Source organism: Parasphingopyxis sp. (genome assembly GCF_028279465.1).
Lineage (GTDB): Bacteria > Pseudomonadota > Alphaproteobacteria > Sphingomonadales > Sphingomonadaceae > Parasphingopyxis.
Window position 1 is genome coordinate 34,991 of record NZ_JANQNS010000006.1, and the last position, 15,247, is coordinate 50,237.

Here is a 15,247-nt window from a genome sequence, read left to right on the forward strand (position 1 = left end):
GAATTGCAGGCAATAATGGGCGTTTCCGGGCGTGATCAGGCTGTTCAAACATTATGTGCCCAATGCGGTGCTGCTGCTGGGGATCATGGATTTCATCCTGCTCTTCGTCGCGGCGGAGCTCGGCTGGGTCTATCGCCTCAGCCAGATCGGCGCGATTCCCGAGCCGCTGACGACGCGGATTCCCGAACTGCTCGCCTTTGCCGTGGCGCTGGAGATCGCGATGATTGCGGTCGGCGTTTACGGCACCGAGGCGCTCAATTCGCTGCGCTTCGCGCTCGCGCGCCTGCTCGTCGCGATCTCGATCGGGATCATCTGCCTTTCGGCGATCTTCTTCCTTGTGCCCGATCTCTCGCTCTGGCGCTCCAACCTTTTCTATTCGATGATCATCGCAACCGTCCTCTTGTTCGGCATGCGCATCCTACTGGGCAAGACGCTGGGCGGGGCGGCCTTCAAACGTCGTCTCGTCGTGCTCGGCGCCGGCACGCGCGCGCAGCGGATCAAGGAACTGGCCACGGACCCGGGATCGGGCTTCGTCGTCGTCGGCTATATCGCAATGAACGACGGCCGGCAGGAAATCCCCGAAGCGATTAACCGCGAGGCGATCTACAATCTTGCCGATCATGTCGTACTCTTGAACGCCAGCGAAGTCGTGCTGGCGCTCGAGGAACGGCGCAACGCCCTGCCGCTCGACGATCTGTTGCGGATCAAGACGACCGGCGTGCATGTCAACGATCTGTCGAGCTTTCTCGAACGCGAAACCGGGCGGGTCGATCTCGACAGCGTTAATCCGAGCTGGCTGATCTTTTCCGACGGCTTTTCGAGCGGGCGGCGGATTTCGAGCGCGCTGAAACGCCTGTTTGATATCGTTGCGAGCAGCCTGTTGCTGGTCCTGACCGCGCCGATCATTCTGTTGACCGCGATCGCTATCAAGCTGGAGAGCAAGGGTCCGGCCTTTTTCCGCCAGAAGCGCGTCGGCCAATATGGCCAGGAATTCGAGCTCATCAAACTACGCTCGATGCGCGACGATGCGGAAAAGGATGGCGAGGCCGTCTGGGCGCAGAAGAACGATCCGCGCGTGACGCGGGTCGGCCGGATCATCCGCAAATTGCGAATCGACGAACTGCCCCAGGCCTGGACCGTGCTGAAGGGTGAGATGAGCTTCGTCGGCCCGCGCCCGGAGCGCAAACAGTTTGTCGACGATCTGGCGACCAAGATGCCCTATTATGCCGAACGCCATATGGTGAAACCGGGGATCACGGGCTGGGCGCAGGTCAACTATCCCTATGGCGCGAGCCTCGAAGATGCGCGGCACAAGCTCGAATATGATCTCTATTACGCCAAGAATTACACACCGTTTCTCGATCTGTTGATCCTGTTGCAGACGGTGCGGGTCGTGATCTGGCCCGAAGGCGCGCGCTGAGATGATCGAAACGGCCGGCATCTGGGGCCACGGAATCGCGGCCATCCTGTTCGGGCTGCTCGCGATCTGGCAGTTCGCCAATCGCGAAGCCCAATCGGGGAAGACGATCCTTGCCATCGCTTTCCTGCTCACCGCTATCTGGGCGGGGCTGGCCGCCGCCTTTGGGCCGGGCTCCATCGCCGCCAGCCTTGGCGAGACGGCGCGCAATCTTGGCTTTCTGACCTTCATGTTCGTGCTGCTGCGCCGCGGCCTCGGCGAGGATCGCCGGCCGTTCGTCGGGCTGATCTATGTTGCGCTGTTCGCCGTCGCGCTGATGCAGATTCTCACCAACGGCATGCTCAGCCTGTTGCCGGACAGCGCCGCCGTGCAGGCCTTTGCCGCGGAAAGCACGGTGATCCTCGATCTGTGTTTCACCATCGGCGCCTTGCTGCTCGTCCATGCGCTCTATTCGGCGGCGACTCCCGAAACGCGCTGGGGCATCCGGCTCACCATGATCGCGATAGCCGCGATGTGGGTGTACGATCTCAACCTCTACACCTTCGCCTGGCTGACCGGACGACCGCCGGTCGAATTGCTCGCGGTGCGCGGCGCGCTGATGATCGGCCTCGTCCCGACCTTCCTGCTCGCGGCTCGCCGCAACACCGATTCCAAACTCAAACTTTCGCGCAAGGTCACCTTCCGCTCGCTCTCGCTGCTCGCGATCGGCGGCTATTTCCTCGCCATGTTCGTCGCGACGCGGATCATCGATATGGTCGCCGGCAACAGCGCGGCGCTCGTCCAGGTCGCGCTCGTTTTCCTCTTCTCTGCCGGCGCCATCATATTGCTGCCGTCGAAACGCGTGCGCGGCTGGCTGCGCGTCAAGGTCGCCAAGCATCTGTTCGAACATCGCTACGACTATCGCGCGGAATGGATCCGGTTCAACCATACCTTGGCCCGCCCAGGCAGCGGCGCGGACCCGCTCGATGCGCGGGTGGTGCAGGCGCTCGGCGAGATCACCGAAGCGCAGGGCGGGCTGCTGCTCATTCCGCAGGACGACAACAGCCTTCGACCCGGCGCCCGCTGGAACTGGGACGATTTCGAAAGCGCCGAACCGACCGAAGACGGCGCGCTCGGCGACTGGCTCGGCACGAGCGGCCATATTGTTGAACTCGACCCGCTGCGGCGCGGCGAGCATGGCGATCCGGAGGCGATCGCAACGCTCGTCCCGCATTGGATGCTCGACGAGGCGGACGCCTGGGCGCTCGCGCCGCTCATCCATCGCGACCGGCTCGCCGGCGCGGTGCTGCTGAAGCGGCCCAAGGTCGATCGCACGCTCGACTGGGAGGATCTCGATCTGCTGCGCATCGCGGGTCGGCAGGCCGCTAGCTATCTCGCTGAAGCACGCAGCCAAGATGCGCTGGCCGAGGCCCGCCGTTTCGACGAGTTCAACCGGCGCTTCGCTTTCATCCTGCACGATATCAAGAATCTGGTGAGCCAGCTGAGCCTCGTCGCGCGCAATGCGGAGCGCCATGCCGACAATCCGGAATTCCGTGCCGATATGGTCGCGACGCTGCAGGATTCGGTGGGCAAGATGAACGATCTTCTGGCCCGTCTCGCGCCCAAGGACCGCGCCCGCAGCGAGGCGCCGCGCCCGCTGGGTCTGCGCAAGATGGCCGAACAGATTGCCGGGCAGAAGGGTCAGGCGCATCCGATCCGCATCGTCGGCGGCCCCGAATGCCATGCCATGGCCGATCCCGTCCGGCTCGAAACGGCGCTCACCCATCTCGTGCAGAATGCAATCGACGCGAGCCCGGCCGAAACGCCGATATGGCTGGTTGTGGGCGGCGATGACGACGAGGCCTGGATTGCGATCGAGGATAATGGCGCGGGCATGGACAAGGATTTCGTTCGCGAAAAACTGTTCCAGCCGTTCAATTCGTCAAAAACCGGCGGCTTCGGGATCGGCGCCTTCGAAGCGCGCTCGCTCGTCTTAGAAATGGGCGGCCGGATCGATGTCGATAGCCGAAAGGGCGAAGGCACGCGCTTCACCATCACCCTGCCTGCCGCGACGGCGGATGCCGAAACCGATCGGGAGATCGCCTGATGGCTGATACCAAACCCGTGCTTCTGATCGTCGAAGATGACGAAGGCCTGCAGCGGCAATTGCGCTGGGCCTATGAAGACTATGACGTCGTGATCGCCGGCGACCGCGAGACGGCGATCGATATGTTTCGTCAGCACGAGCCCGCGGTCGTCACGCTCGACCTCGGCCTGCCGCCCGATCCGGACGGAACGAGCGAGGGCTTTGCGACGCTCGAAGCGATCCAGACGCTAAAGCCCGATACCAAGGTGATCATCGCTTCGGGCCATGGCGCGCGGGAAAGCGCCTTACGCGCCATTTCGAGCGGTGCCTATGATTTCTACCAGAAGCCGGTCGATATCGACGAGCTCGGCCTGATCGTAGCCCGGGCATTTCAGCTCCATGCGATCGAACGCGAAAATGAGCGGCTCGCGAGCCGCACCGGGGCGGATCAAACCGTGCTCGGCGGCATGATCACCGCCGCGCCGGAAATGCTCAAGGTCGCGCGCACCATTGAGCGCGTCGCATCGGCTGATGTCTCGGTCATGCTGCTCGGCGCCTCGGGCACCGGCAAGGAATTGCTCGCGCGTGGCCTGCACGACGAAAGCCCGCGCGCCGACAAGCCGTTCGTCGCGATCAACTGCGCGGCGATTCCGGAAAATCTGCTCGAAGCCGAACTGTTCGGCTATGAGAAGGGCGCGTTCACCGGCGCGGTCAAAACCACCGAGGGCAAGATCGAACTGGCCGAGGGCGGCACGCTGTTTCTCGACGAAGTGGGCGACATTCCGCTGCCCTTGCAGGTGAAGCTCCTGCGCTTCCTGCAGGAGCGCGTGGTCGAGCGGATCGGTGGACGCAAGACGATTCCGGTCGATGTGCGGATCGTCTGCGCGACGCACCAGGATCTCGACGCGATGATCGCCGAGAAAAGTTTTCGCGACGATCTCTATTACCGGCTCGCCGAAATCGTCGTCACGATTCCCGCACTCGCCGAACGGCCCGGCGATCCGACGCTCTTGGCCCGCCACTTCCTGCGCAAATATGCCGGCGAGATGAACTCGGCGGTCAAGGGCTATAGCCCCGAAGCGCTGGCCGCGATCGAAGGCTGGAACTGGCCGGGCAATGTCCGCGAGCTCGAAAATCGGGTCAAACGCGCAGCCATCATGGCCGATGGCAAGCTGGTGACGGCCACCGATCTCGATTTCGAGGACAGCGCGGATGACGAACCGCTGAACCTGAAGGCCGCGCGCGAAATCGCCGACCGCAAGGCGATCCGGCTCGCCCTGTCGCGCGCGGAGAATAATATCTCGCAGGCGGCCAAGCTGCTCGGGATCAGTCGCCCGACACTCTACGATCTGCTCAAACAATATGATCTGAGCCCATGAGCCGGCGGCGGCGCAAACGCAGGTTCCGGTTGAAGCTGCCGGCCATCCCGCGCCGCGCCTTGCTCTGGCTGGGCGGCGGCGTGGCGGTCGTCCTTGTGCTCGTCATGATCGTTTCGTTGCGCGGCAGCGATCCGGCCGGCGCCCTGGCCCGCGCCGAGGCCTTCGAAGCCAGCGGCAATCATCGGGCCGCCCGGGTCGAGGCGATGAACGCCGTCGACCACGCGCCCGGCGACGAAGCCGCATGGCGGCTGCTCGCACGCAGCCAGCTCGCGCTCGGCGACGGAACGGCCGCGCGCGGGACGGTCGAGCGAGCGCGCAATGCCGGCGTGCCGCCCGAACGCACCCGCCACCTGATGGCCGAGGCGATGCTGCTCATGGGCGAAGCCGACGCCGCGCTGGCCGAAACCGAAAATGCCGAAATTGATCCCGAATTTTTCGGCGAAGCCGCGCGCATCCGCGGGCGTGCCTTCCAGCAGCTCGGGCAGATCCAGGCCGCGGCCGAAGCCTTCAACATCGCGATCGAGAACGATCCTGAAAGCGCCGGGCTCTGGCTCGATATCGCGCGTTTCCGACTGACGACCGGCGAACAGGCCGGGGCCATCGAGGCAGTCGACGAAGCGCTGCGGCTCGATCCGGCCGATATCGATGCGCTGATCCTCAAGGGCCGGATGGCGCGCGATCAATATGGTCTGGTCGCTAGCCTCGCCTGGTTCGATCGCGTGCTCGAGATCGACGACCGCCACATTCCGGCCCTGCTCGAACGCGCGGCGACGCTCGGCGAGATCGGCCGGATGCGCGACATGCTGGATACGACGCGCGACGTGCTCGCCCTCGATACCGGCAATCCGCGCGCGCTCTATCTGCAGGCGGTGCTTGCAGCGCGGGCGCGCGATTTCCCGCTCGCCCGGCGCATCGTCTCGCTGACGGGCGGCATGCTCGATGGCCAGCCGTCGATGATGCTGCTGCAGGCGACGATCGATTATGGCGAACAGAATTACGAGGCGGCGATCCGGCGGCTCGAGCGCCTGCTCGAATTCCAGCCGGCCAACCGGACGGCGACCCGTCTGCTCGGCGCGGCGAAATTCCATGCCGGCGATATGCCCGCCGTGATCGCCGCGCTGGGCCCGCTCGCCGACCGCCCCGATGCCGATAGCTATGTGCTGACCCTGGTCGGGCGCGCCTGGGAACGCGAAGGCGATTTCGAACGCGCCACGCTCTATCTGAGCCGCGCGGCCCGGCCCATGCGCAGCGGCCTGACGCCGCTCGGCGCGCCGCCCGAAGACGCCGCGGCTCTGGCGCTGATCCAGCGCGACGCACAAGGCGGCGGCGCCCGGGCCGAAGTCGAGCTGATCCGCGCCTATCTCGCGCTTGGCCGCACCGGCGACGCACTCGCGCGCGCAGAAACGCTGCGCAACGCCAATCTCGGCGCGCCGGACGCGCATCTTATCTATGGCGACGCACTCGGAGCCGTCGGCCGCTATGGCGATGCTGCGGCCGCCTATGCGAGCGCAGCGAATATCCGCTTTTCCGAACGTGCCGCGCTCGGCATGTTTGAGGCCCTGCAGCGTGCCGGACAGCCGGAAGAGGCGTTGCGCGTGCTCAGCCTGTTCCGGCAACAAAACCCGCGCAATATCGCAACCGCGATGATCTCCGCGCAGCTCAACCTGCAGGCGGGGCGCTGGACCCAGGCGGCCGCGATCCTCGAACAATTGCGCCTGCGCCTCGGCGACCGCGACGCGGCGTTGCTCGCCAATCTTGCCTGGGCGCGATACGAGATGGGCGATGTGGACCGCGCGCTCGCGCTTGCCCGCCGCGCCTATCTGCTGCTGCCGATGAACGCCTCGACCAGCGAGATTTACGGCTGGATCCTTGCCGATGGCAGCAGCGATCCGGAATTGGGCATCGCGATGCTCGAAAAGGCGCAAAGCCTCGCACCGGACGATCCGCAGATCGCCGAACGGCTGGCCGCCGCGCGCGCCGGCCAAACATAACTGGCGCGAAACGCGCTTCGGCGTCTACAAGCGCCCCATGACCGACGACACCCTGTCCCGCATCGCCGATGCGCTGGACCGGATCGCGCCGCCACTCGGCGAGCCGGCCGATCCGCTTGCCCATCCCGCCTATATCTGGCGCGAGGGCGGGCTTCATGTCGCGCAGCATTTCGCGCCGCTCGATTTGGCGCTGCTGACCGGGATCGATGCGCAGAAAACGGCGGTGCTCGAGAATAGCCGCCGGATCTCGCAGGGTGCGGCGGCGCATGACATATTGCTCTGGGGCGCACGCGGATCGGGCAAGTCGATGCTGGCTAAAAGCGCCGTCGCCGCGCTGCAGGCCGAGGGCGAAAATCTCGCGCTGATCGAGGTCGCGTCCGACCGGCTCGACAGCTTGCCAGAGTTATTCGCGTTGCTCGCGCCAGTGGAGCGCGCCTTCATCCTGTTTATCGACGATATCGGCTTCGACGGCGATGCGGCCGCCGCCCGCGCCCTGCGCTCGCTGCTCGAAGGCGGGGCCGAAGCGCGACCCGCCAAAATGCGGCTCTACGTCACCTCCAACCGCCGCCATATCGTGCCGCGCTCGATGGCCGAGCAGGACGATCCGGTGAACCCGCGCGACGCGCGCGACGACAGCCTTGCGCTATCCGATCGCTTCGGCCTGAGCCTCGGTTTTCATGCCGCGAGCCAGGCCGATTATCTGGCGATGATCGAGGCCTATGCGGCCCATTTCGAACTGGCCTTCGATGAAACGGACGCCATCGGCTGGGCGACCCGCCGGGGCAGCCGCTCGGGCCGTGTCGCCTGGCAATATATCGTTGAACTGGCTGGGCGCTCTGGCCGGTCTTTGGCAGAGACAAACCGCGACAAATGAGAAGGAACGCATATGAGCACAGTCCACGGCACCGCCGACAATAAATTCGCCGCCGTCCGCGAAGAATTCGAGCGCAATTTCGCCGAGCGGGGCGAAGTCGGCGCGTCGGTCTGCCTGAGCGTCAACGGCGAAACGATGGTCGATCTGTGGGGCGGGTCGGCAGACCCGGATACCGGCGCGGACTGGGGCGAGGACACGGTCTCCATCGTCTTTTCCTGCACCAAGGCGGCGGTCGCATTGTGCGCGCATATGCTGATCGACCGCGGCCAGCTCGAACTGCACAGGCCCGTCGCCGATTACTGGCCGGAATTCGCGCAGAAGGGCAAGGAGGGCGTCACCGTCCAGATGATGCTCAACCATCAAAGCGCCGTGCCCGCGCTGCGCGAACCGGTGAAGCCGGGTGGCTTTCTCGACTGGGACTATATGATCGAACGGATGGAGCAGGAGGAGGCCTGGTGGGAGCCGGGCGTGACGGCCGGATATCATATGGTCAATTTCGGCTGGACGGTTGGCGAACTCGTACGGCGCGCTTCCGGCAAGGGCCTCGGGCAGTTCTTCCGCGAGGAAGTCGCCGAGCCGCTGGGCAGCGATTTCTGGATCGGTATCCCTGAAGATTTTCCCCACCCCATCGCGCCGATCCGGCTCTACCAGCCGACGGGGCAGGAAACGCCGATCCCGTTCACGATCAAACTGCTGACCGAACCGAATTCGCTCCAAGCGCTGAGCTTCCTCAACACCGGCGGCTGGGGCCCCAACGATGCCGACGGACATCGCGCCGAGATCGGCGGCGGGGGCGGCATATCCAATGCGCGCGGGCAGGTGGCGATGTATACACCGCTCGCCAATGGCGGATCGCACAATGGCGTGACGCTCGTGTCCGCCGACCAGCTTGCGATCATGGAGCGCTGCTCGGCAGCCACGGGCATCGATGCCACGCTGCTGAGCCGCACGCGCTTCGCTTCGGGTTTCATGAAATCGATGGACAATCGCGCCTATCCGGGCGGCGAGCAGATGAGCGCGATCATCGGCGAGCGCGCCTTCGGCCATGTCGGCGCGGGCGGTTCGGTCGGTTTCGCCGACCCCGAATGCGGCCTCGCCTTCAGCTATACGATGAACCAGATGGGCCCGGGCATCATGCTCAACGAGCGCGGGCAGAGCCTGATCGACCGGACGTACGAAATTCTCGGCTATCGTTCGAACGCATCGGGGGCGTGGATACGCTAGATCGAGTGACTATCTCGGACCTGACCCAGCATCGAAAGGACGAACTCCCATGAAACTCTATTATTCGCCCGGCGCCTGCAGCCTCGCCGCCCATATCGCCCTCGCCGAAAGCGGCGCCGACTATGAAGCGATCAAGGTCGATATCCGCAAGAAGCTGCTGCCCGACGGCTCGGATTATCGCAGCGTGACGCCCAAAGGCTATGTTCCGGCGCTCGCCACGGACGATGCCGGTCTCATCACCGAAGCCCCGGCCGTGCTCTCCTATCTCGCCGACCATTACGATGTCGGACCGAGCGAGGGCGCAGACAAATATGCGATGATCGGCTGGCTCGGCTTTATCGGGACGGAGCTGCACAAACAGTTCGTCCCGCTCTTCTGGAACGGCAGCGAAGAGGCCAAACAGGCCGCGCGCGAGAAACTGGCCGGGCAGTTCGCTCTGACCGTCGAGCTGATGGAGGGCGCGGACTGGCTCGTCGGCGGTAAGCTGAGCGTCGCGGACAATTATCTGTTCGTGGTGCTGCGCTGGGCGCAGGGATTGAAGATCGACCTGCCCGCCGAGCTGGACGCCTATCAGGCGCGCAATCTCGAACGCGCCAGCGTGCAGCAGGCATTGGCCGACGAGGGGCTGGGCTAGCCGCTCTCCAGCGCTTCCGCCATCTCGGCAACTTCCAGCCAGCGCTCCTCATGCGCGGCGCGGGTGGCGCGGGCGTCTTCGATCTCCTGTGTCAGCACGTGAAAGCGATCCGCGTCGCGCTGATAGAGGTCGGGATCGGCGAGCGCCGCTTCGGCTTCGGCAATCGCCGCGTCGATCTTCTCGATTTCGCCGGGCAGCCGATCGAAATCGCGCTGGTCCTTGTAGCTGAGCTTGGTCGGCTTCGATGGCGGAGGAGGGGGCGGCGCTTTCGATTTCGGCTTGGACCCGTTGGTCTGCTTCTCAACCGGCGGCGTGCGCTTGCGTTCCCAGTCGGCATAACCGCCCGCCACAATATCGACCTTCCCCGACCCATCGAGGCCCAGCGTCACCGTGACCGTGCGGTCGAGAAAATCGCGATCATGGCTGACGATCAGCACCGTGCCCTCATAATCGGCGATCACCTCCTGCAAGAGGTCCAGTGTTTCCATGTCGAGATCGTTGGTCGGCTCGTCGAGCACGAGCAGGTTCGAGATTTTCGCGAATTCGCGCGCCAACAACAGCCGCGATTTCTCCCCGCCCGAAAAGGTGCCGATCCGCGCGTCTGTCAGTTTCGAATCGAACAGGAAATCCTTCAGATAGGCCTCGATCCGCTTCGGCGTACCGCGCACATCGATCCAGTCGCTACCTTCGCTGAGCACATCGCGGACCCGCTTGTCCGGCTCCATCAGTACGCGCTGCTGATCTATGATCACCGCATCGAGCGTCTTGGCGCGCTTGATCCGCCCGGCATCGGGCTCGATCTCGCCGGTGAGCAGTTTGAGGAGCGTCGTCTTGCCCGCCCCGTTCGCGCCGACAATGCCGATCCGGTCGCCGCGCTGCACCTTGAAGGTGAAATCGTTGATGATCGTGCGCCTGTCGTCTTCGGCGCCATAGCTTTTCGACACCCGGCGCGCATCAATGATGCTCTTGGTTTTCACCTCGTCGCTCTCGACCGCGAGCTTGGCGACGCCGGTTGGCGACAGCATCTGTTCGCGCCGTTCGCGCATCTCGTAGAGCTTGGTCAGCCGCCCCTGATTGCGCTTGCGCCGTGCGGTCACGCCGCGGTGCAGCCAGTGCATCTCGATCTTGAGCTTGGCGTCTATCCGTTCGGCCGCTTTCGCTTCCTCGGCATAGATTTTTTCGACCCATGCATCGTATCCGCCGAAACCGATCTCGGCGCGGCGCAGAGTACCGCGATCCAGCCACAGCGTCGCGCGGGTCAGGCGCTTCAAAAACGTCCGGTCGTGGCTGATCGCGATGAACGCGCCCGTGTAGCGGCCGAGCCAGTCTTCGAGCCAGTCGATGGCCGTGAGGTCGAGATGGTTGGTCGGCTCGTCGAGCAGCAGGATATCGGGGTCCTGCGCCAATGCGCGCGAAATCGCGGCGCGGCGCCGCTCGCCGCCCGAGGCGGTCTCGGGATCGATGGTGAGATCGATGCCGAGCTGCCCGGCAATCGCGTCCACCTCATGCGGCGCGGGCGCGTCTTCGCCAGCCAGCGTCCAGTCCTTAAGCGTCGCATGCCCGCTCATGTCCGGGTCCTGCTCGAGCAGCACGATATTGGTGCCTGGCTGGATCGTCCGCCGCCCCTCGTCCGCCTCGATCTGATCTGCAAGCAGACGGAAAAGCGTCGTCTTGCCCGTGCCGTTACGGCCGATCAGCGCCAGCCGGTCGCGCGCGCCGATATGGATATCGATGCCGCGAAAGAGCCAGCCCGTGCCCTGGTTGAGCCCGAGATTTTCGTAGGAGAGAAGCGGCGCGGCCATCGGGCGCATGTAGGCGGCGCGGCGAAGAACGGCCAGCCCGCAATCAGTCCCGCCGGTGTCGGACCAGAGGTAGCCCGTTTTCGGGCTTGAGCGTCACCGTGCCGACCGGGCGGACGGTATGGCCGGGCGCGGGCGCGAAGCGCCACGCGGCCAGCCAGTGCGCAAGGATCGTCAGCGCTTCGACGATCGAAAAGCGCATGCCGACACAGATGCGCGACCCCGCGCCGAACGGGATATATTGGAAGCGATGCTGCTCGGCCTTGGCTTCCGGCAGGAAGCGGTCGGCGTCGAACATGTCCGGATCGTCCCACAACGCCTTGTGGCGATGCAGCACCCAGGGCCAGATCGAAATGATATCGCCGGGTTCGACCCTGGTGCCGCTCAATTCGTCCTCCCCGATCGCCTGGCGATCGAAGCGCGGAACGGGCGGGTAGAGGCGCAGCGTCTCGTCGAGTACGCGGCGGAGCAATGGCACCCGGTCCGCGAGAGTCGCCGCATCGTCTTCGGCCAGCGCCGCGCGCACCTCTTCGGCGACCTGCTCCTGCAGATCGGGTTGGGCGGAGAGCGTGTAGAGCGTCCAGGTCACGGCATTGGCTGTCGTTTCATGCCCGGCCAGATAGAAGGTCGCGGCATTATCGACGGCGAGCGGCAGGGCTTCCTCGCGGCCGAACTGGTCGATCAGATCGCGGATCAGAGCCCCAAGAAAGTCGTCGCCGCCATCGGGAAAGCGATCGCGCACGACATCGGCCAAGGTCCGGCGTAAAGCCTTTTGCGCGCGTTGCCCCTCGCGCATCGTCTTGTTCCATGGGAGCGGCGGCAGACCGAGGATCGCCGTTACACGCACCTCGCCGCCGGCCTTCAGGGACGCGGCGATATTGCGCATCGCTTCGGGCGTTTTGAGCCGCGCATCGCCGCTGAACAGCGTATCGGCGATGATCGTCATCGTTGTCGCTGTCGCCTCGGCAGCCATATCGCCGGTATCGCCATCGACCCAGTGCGCCGCCTGCACATCCGCCGCTGCGCCGAAGATCGGCGCGACCGTCTCGACCGCGCCCGGCGTGAAGCTTGCCGCGACGATCCGCCGCTGCTTGCGCCAGAGCTCGCCGTCGGACGAGAGCAGGCCCCGGCCGATCATCGGCGCGATCAGCTTCTTGACGATATCGGGTTTCGCATAATTGGCGGCATTGCTCTGCAGCACGCGCTGCACGGCATCGGGATCGAGCGGGATATGGACGGTGAAGCGGAACACCTGCCGCCGGATATGATCGATCTCGAACGCCTTTTCCGACCAGCCATAGACGGAATTGCGCGCCCGCTCGCCGAAAAAGCCCCGCCAGATCGGCGCCGCTTCCGCCGTGCGCGGCGGATGGGGCGGGATGAACGCGCTGCCCGTCATCCCGATCGCGCGGCGGAGAATTGGCTAACCATGACAAAAGCTTAATTGGCGCGCGCGCCCGCCTCAAGCCTGTCTCTCTGCACAGGCGAACAAATTTCGCCGCGCAGCACATTATCCGTTGACCGATCCAAAAGCCGGCTCTAGATAATATTGCGAATCACTCGCATTATCATCTGTGTGGCCTGTAGGGGGAATTGAGTGTATCGGACCATATTGCTGTCTTCTGCGGTCATAGCTGCCGCTTCCTTATACAGCTCTCCGGCGAACGCCTCCGGAACGGCGGATGCTACAGCCAGCCGCCCCGTCATCACCGTTACCGCGACGCGCCAGCCACTGCTGACCAGCGAAGTTCCGGTCAGCGTCACGGTGGTCGATGACGAAGAGATTGCCGACCTGCTCGCCACCGATATCCGCGATATCCTGCGCTTCGAACCGGGCGTGACTGTGCGCCGTGCACCGGCGCGGTTCGGCGCGGCCCTCGGCTCTACGGGCCGGGATGGCAATGCCGACATCAATATTCGCGGGATCGGCGGCAATCGCGTGCTGATCCAGGTCGACGGTATTCGCGCGCCCAACGGTTTCTCCTTCGGCGCACAGGCGGCCGGGCGTGGCGACTATGTCGATATCGGCGTCGTCAAATCGCTCGAAGTGCTGCGCGGCCCCGGCTCGGCGCTGTACGGATCGGACGGTCTGGCGGGCGTTGTCAGCTTCATCACATCGGACCCCGAAGACTTTCTGGAAGGCGACAATGATATCGCCGGTCTCGGGCGCTTTACCTATGATTCGGCGAGCGACGAGTTTTCCGAGACCGCGATCCTTGCGGGCCGCGCGGGCAACATATCCGCGATGATCGCCTATACACGCCGCGACGGCGAGGAGTTGGACAATGAGGGCGATGTCGGCGGCACCGGCCAGACGCGCACCTTGCCCAATCCTCAGGATACGAGTTCCGATGCGCTGCTCGGCAAGATCGTCTTCGCGGCATCGCCAGAACATACGATCCGGCTGACCGGCGAATATCTCGACAGCTTCGTATTCAGCGATGTGCTGAGCGGCCGCGTCACCTCCTTCTTCACCGGCGCGACGACCGACAGCCTGACGGCGCGCGACACCATCGAACGCACGCGCGTGAGCCTCGACTGGCGCTACCAGGGCGAAGGCACATTCGAATATGCGCAGATCGCACTCTATTGGCAGGATGGCGAGAACCGGCAATTTGCCGATGAGGATCGCAGCGGACCGACCAACCCGCCCGACCGGGAGCGGCTCAACACGTTCAACAACGAAGTCTATGGCGCGCATGCCGAGGCCAGATTGGCCTTTGGACATGGCGATGTCCGGCAACGCATCGTATTTGGCGGCGATATCTCCGTGACCAACCAGACCGGTTTGCGCGACGGCGATGTGCCGCCGATCGGCGAGACATTTCCGAGCGCGGCCTTTCCCGAAACCGATTTCACGCTTGGCGGCCTGTTCCTCGGTGGTGAATTCGAACTGGGCCCTGTCACCTTCTTCCCGGCCGCGCGCTTCGATTTTTACGATCTCAACGTCGATCCCGATCCGTTGCTGCCGACCTTCACGCCCGAAGGCCAAAGCGGTTCGCGCTTCACGCCGCGGATCGGCGCGGTCGTCGATATGGGCTCGGGCTTCAGCATTTATGCCAATTACGCGCAGGGCTTCCGCGCGCCCGAACCGAGCCAGGTTAATCAGTTCTTCGAAAATTTCATCTTCGGCTATACCTCGCTCCCCAATCCCGACCTCGATCCCGAAACCAGTGAGACCTGGGAAGGCGGCGTGCGCTATACCGGCGACATTTTCTCGGCTTCGCTGACCGGCTTTATCGGCCGCTATGACGATTTCATCAGCCAGGAAGTCGTATCCGGAACCTTCAGCCCCGGCGATCCCGGCGTCTTCCAGTTCATCAATCTCGAAGAGGTCGATATCGAAGGCATCGAAGGCCGCTTCTCGTTCGATTTTCCGGGCGGCTTCGACATCGATGGGAGCTTCGCCTGGGCGACGGGCGACGTGATCCAGCCAGACGGCTCGTCCGCCCCGCTCTCGACGATCAACCCACTTGAAATCGTGCTCGGCGCGGGCTGGCGCGATCCCAACAATCGCTTCGGCGCACAGGCCATTATGACCTTCGCCGCGCGCAAGGATCTTGAGGATACGATCGGTGTCTGCACAACGGAATGCTTCCGGCCCGCAAGCTTCACGGTGTTCGACGCAACGGCATTTTGGCGGATCACCGACAATTTCACGCTGCGCGCAGGCCTGTTCAACATTTTCGATACGAAATATGCTTGGTGGGCGGACGTACGTGGACTCGGCGTGAACGCACCGGACACCGACGCCTTCACCCAACCCGGCCGCAATGTGCGCGTCTCGCTGAGCGCGCGCTTCTAGGCCCTAAGAGTTTGACCATGACGGCCCCTATGAGGAGGGGCCGAAACCACAGAAGGAAG

Annotated in this window: 10 protein-coding genes; 8 read left to right on the forward strand and 2 right to left on the reverse strand. The window is 64.4% G+C overall.

Translation table 11 applies throughout. The annotated features are described in order from the left end of the window. The first annotated feature begins 31 nt into the window (after positions 1-31). From Q0974_RS03535 to Q0974_RS03565, 7 genes are read left to right on the forward strand one after another with little or no spacing between them, the layout of a single operon-like run. The gene (locus Q0974_RS03535) at positions 32-1,420 is read left to right on the forward strand and encodes a TIGR03013 family XrtA/PEP-CTERM system glycosyltransferase (RefSeq protein WP_299322712.1); all 1,389 of its coding nucleotides are present in this window, start codon (positions 32-34) and stop codon (positions 1,418-1,420) included. A 1-nt stretch (position 1,421) separates the two neighbouring features. Continuing rightward, complete coding sequence (prsK, locus tag Q0974_RS03540) at positions 1,422-3,503, forward strand: XrtA/PEP-CTERM system histidine kinase PrsK (protein WP_299322714.1); 2,082 nt, start codon at positions 1,422-1,424, stop codon at positions 3,501-3,503. Then, positions 3,503-4,861, forward strand: a complete 1,359-nt coding sequence (gene prsR / locus Q0974_RS03545; protein ID WP_299322717.1) for a PEP-CTERM-box response regulator transcription factor — start codon at positions 3,503-3,505, stop codon at positions 4,859-4,861. Before prsK ends, prsR begins: the two co-directional genes overlap by 1 nt. 29 nt (positions 4,862-4,890) lie before the next feature. Then, a complete protein-coding gene (locus tag Q0974_RS03550) occupies positions 4,891-6,852 on the forward strand; it encodes a tetratricopeptide repeat protein (protein ID WP_299322720.1) in 1,962 nt (653 codons plus the stop codon). A 37-nt stretch (positions 6,853-6,889) separates the two neighbouring features. Beyond that, a complete protein-coding gene (locus Q0974_RS03555) occupies positions 6,890-7,726 on the forward strand; it encodes an ATP-binding protein (RefSeq protein ID WP_299322722.1) in 837 nt (278 codons plus the stop codon). Between the two features lie 12 nt (positions 7,727-7,738). Then, the gene (locus Q0974_RS03560) at positions 7,739-8,950 is read left to right on the forward strand and encodes a serine hydrolase (protein ID WP_299322725.1); all 1,212 of its coding nucleotides are present in this window, start codon (positions 7,739-7,741) and stop codon (positions 8,948-8,950) included. Positions 8,951-8,999: 49 nt separating this feature from the next. After that, on the forward strand, positions 9,000-9,584 hold the full coding sequence (locus tag Q0974_RS03565; protein ID WP_299322727.1) for a glutathione binding-like protein: 585 nt from the start codon (positions 9,000-9,002) through the stop codon (positions 9,582-9,584). On the opposite strand, the gene Q0974_RS03570 is transcribed toward Q0974_RS03565, so the two are convergent. Next, positions 9,581-11,386 (reverse strand): ABC-F family ATP-binding cassette domain-containing protein, encoded by a 1,806-nt coding sequence (locus tag Q0974_RS03570; RefSeq protein ID WP_299322729.1) that lies wholly within the window; start codon positions 11,384-11,386, stop codon positions 9,581-9,583. The genes Q0974_RS03565 and Q0974_RS03570 overlap by 4 nt on opposite strands. 43 nt (positions 11,387-11,429) lie before the next feature. Continuing rightward, positions 11,430-12,782 carry a cytochrome P450 gene (locus Q0974_RS03575; protein ID WP_299322730.1) on the reverse strand — a complete coding sequence of 451 codons (1,353 nt, stop codon included), beginning with the start codon at positions 12,780-12,782 and terminating at the stop codon, positions 11,430-11,432. A gap of 198 nt (positions 12,783-12,980) precedes the next feature. On the opposite strand from Q0974_RS03575, the gene Q0974_RS03580 reads away from it, so the two are divergent. Continuing rightward, the gene (locus Q0974_RS03580) at positions 12,981-15,188 is read left to right on the forward strand and encodes a TonB-dependent hemoglobin/transferrin/lactoferrin family receptor (RefSeq protein WP_299322732.1); all 2,208 of its coding nucleotides are present in this window, start codon (positions 12,981-12,983) and stop codon (positions 15,186-15,188) included. Positions 15,189-15,247: the final 59 nt, after the last annotated feature.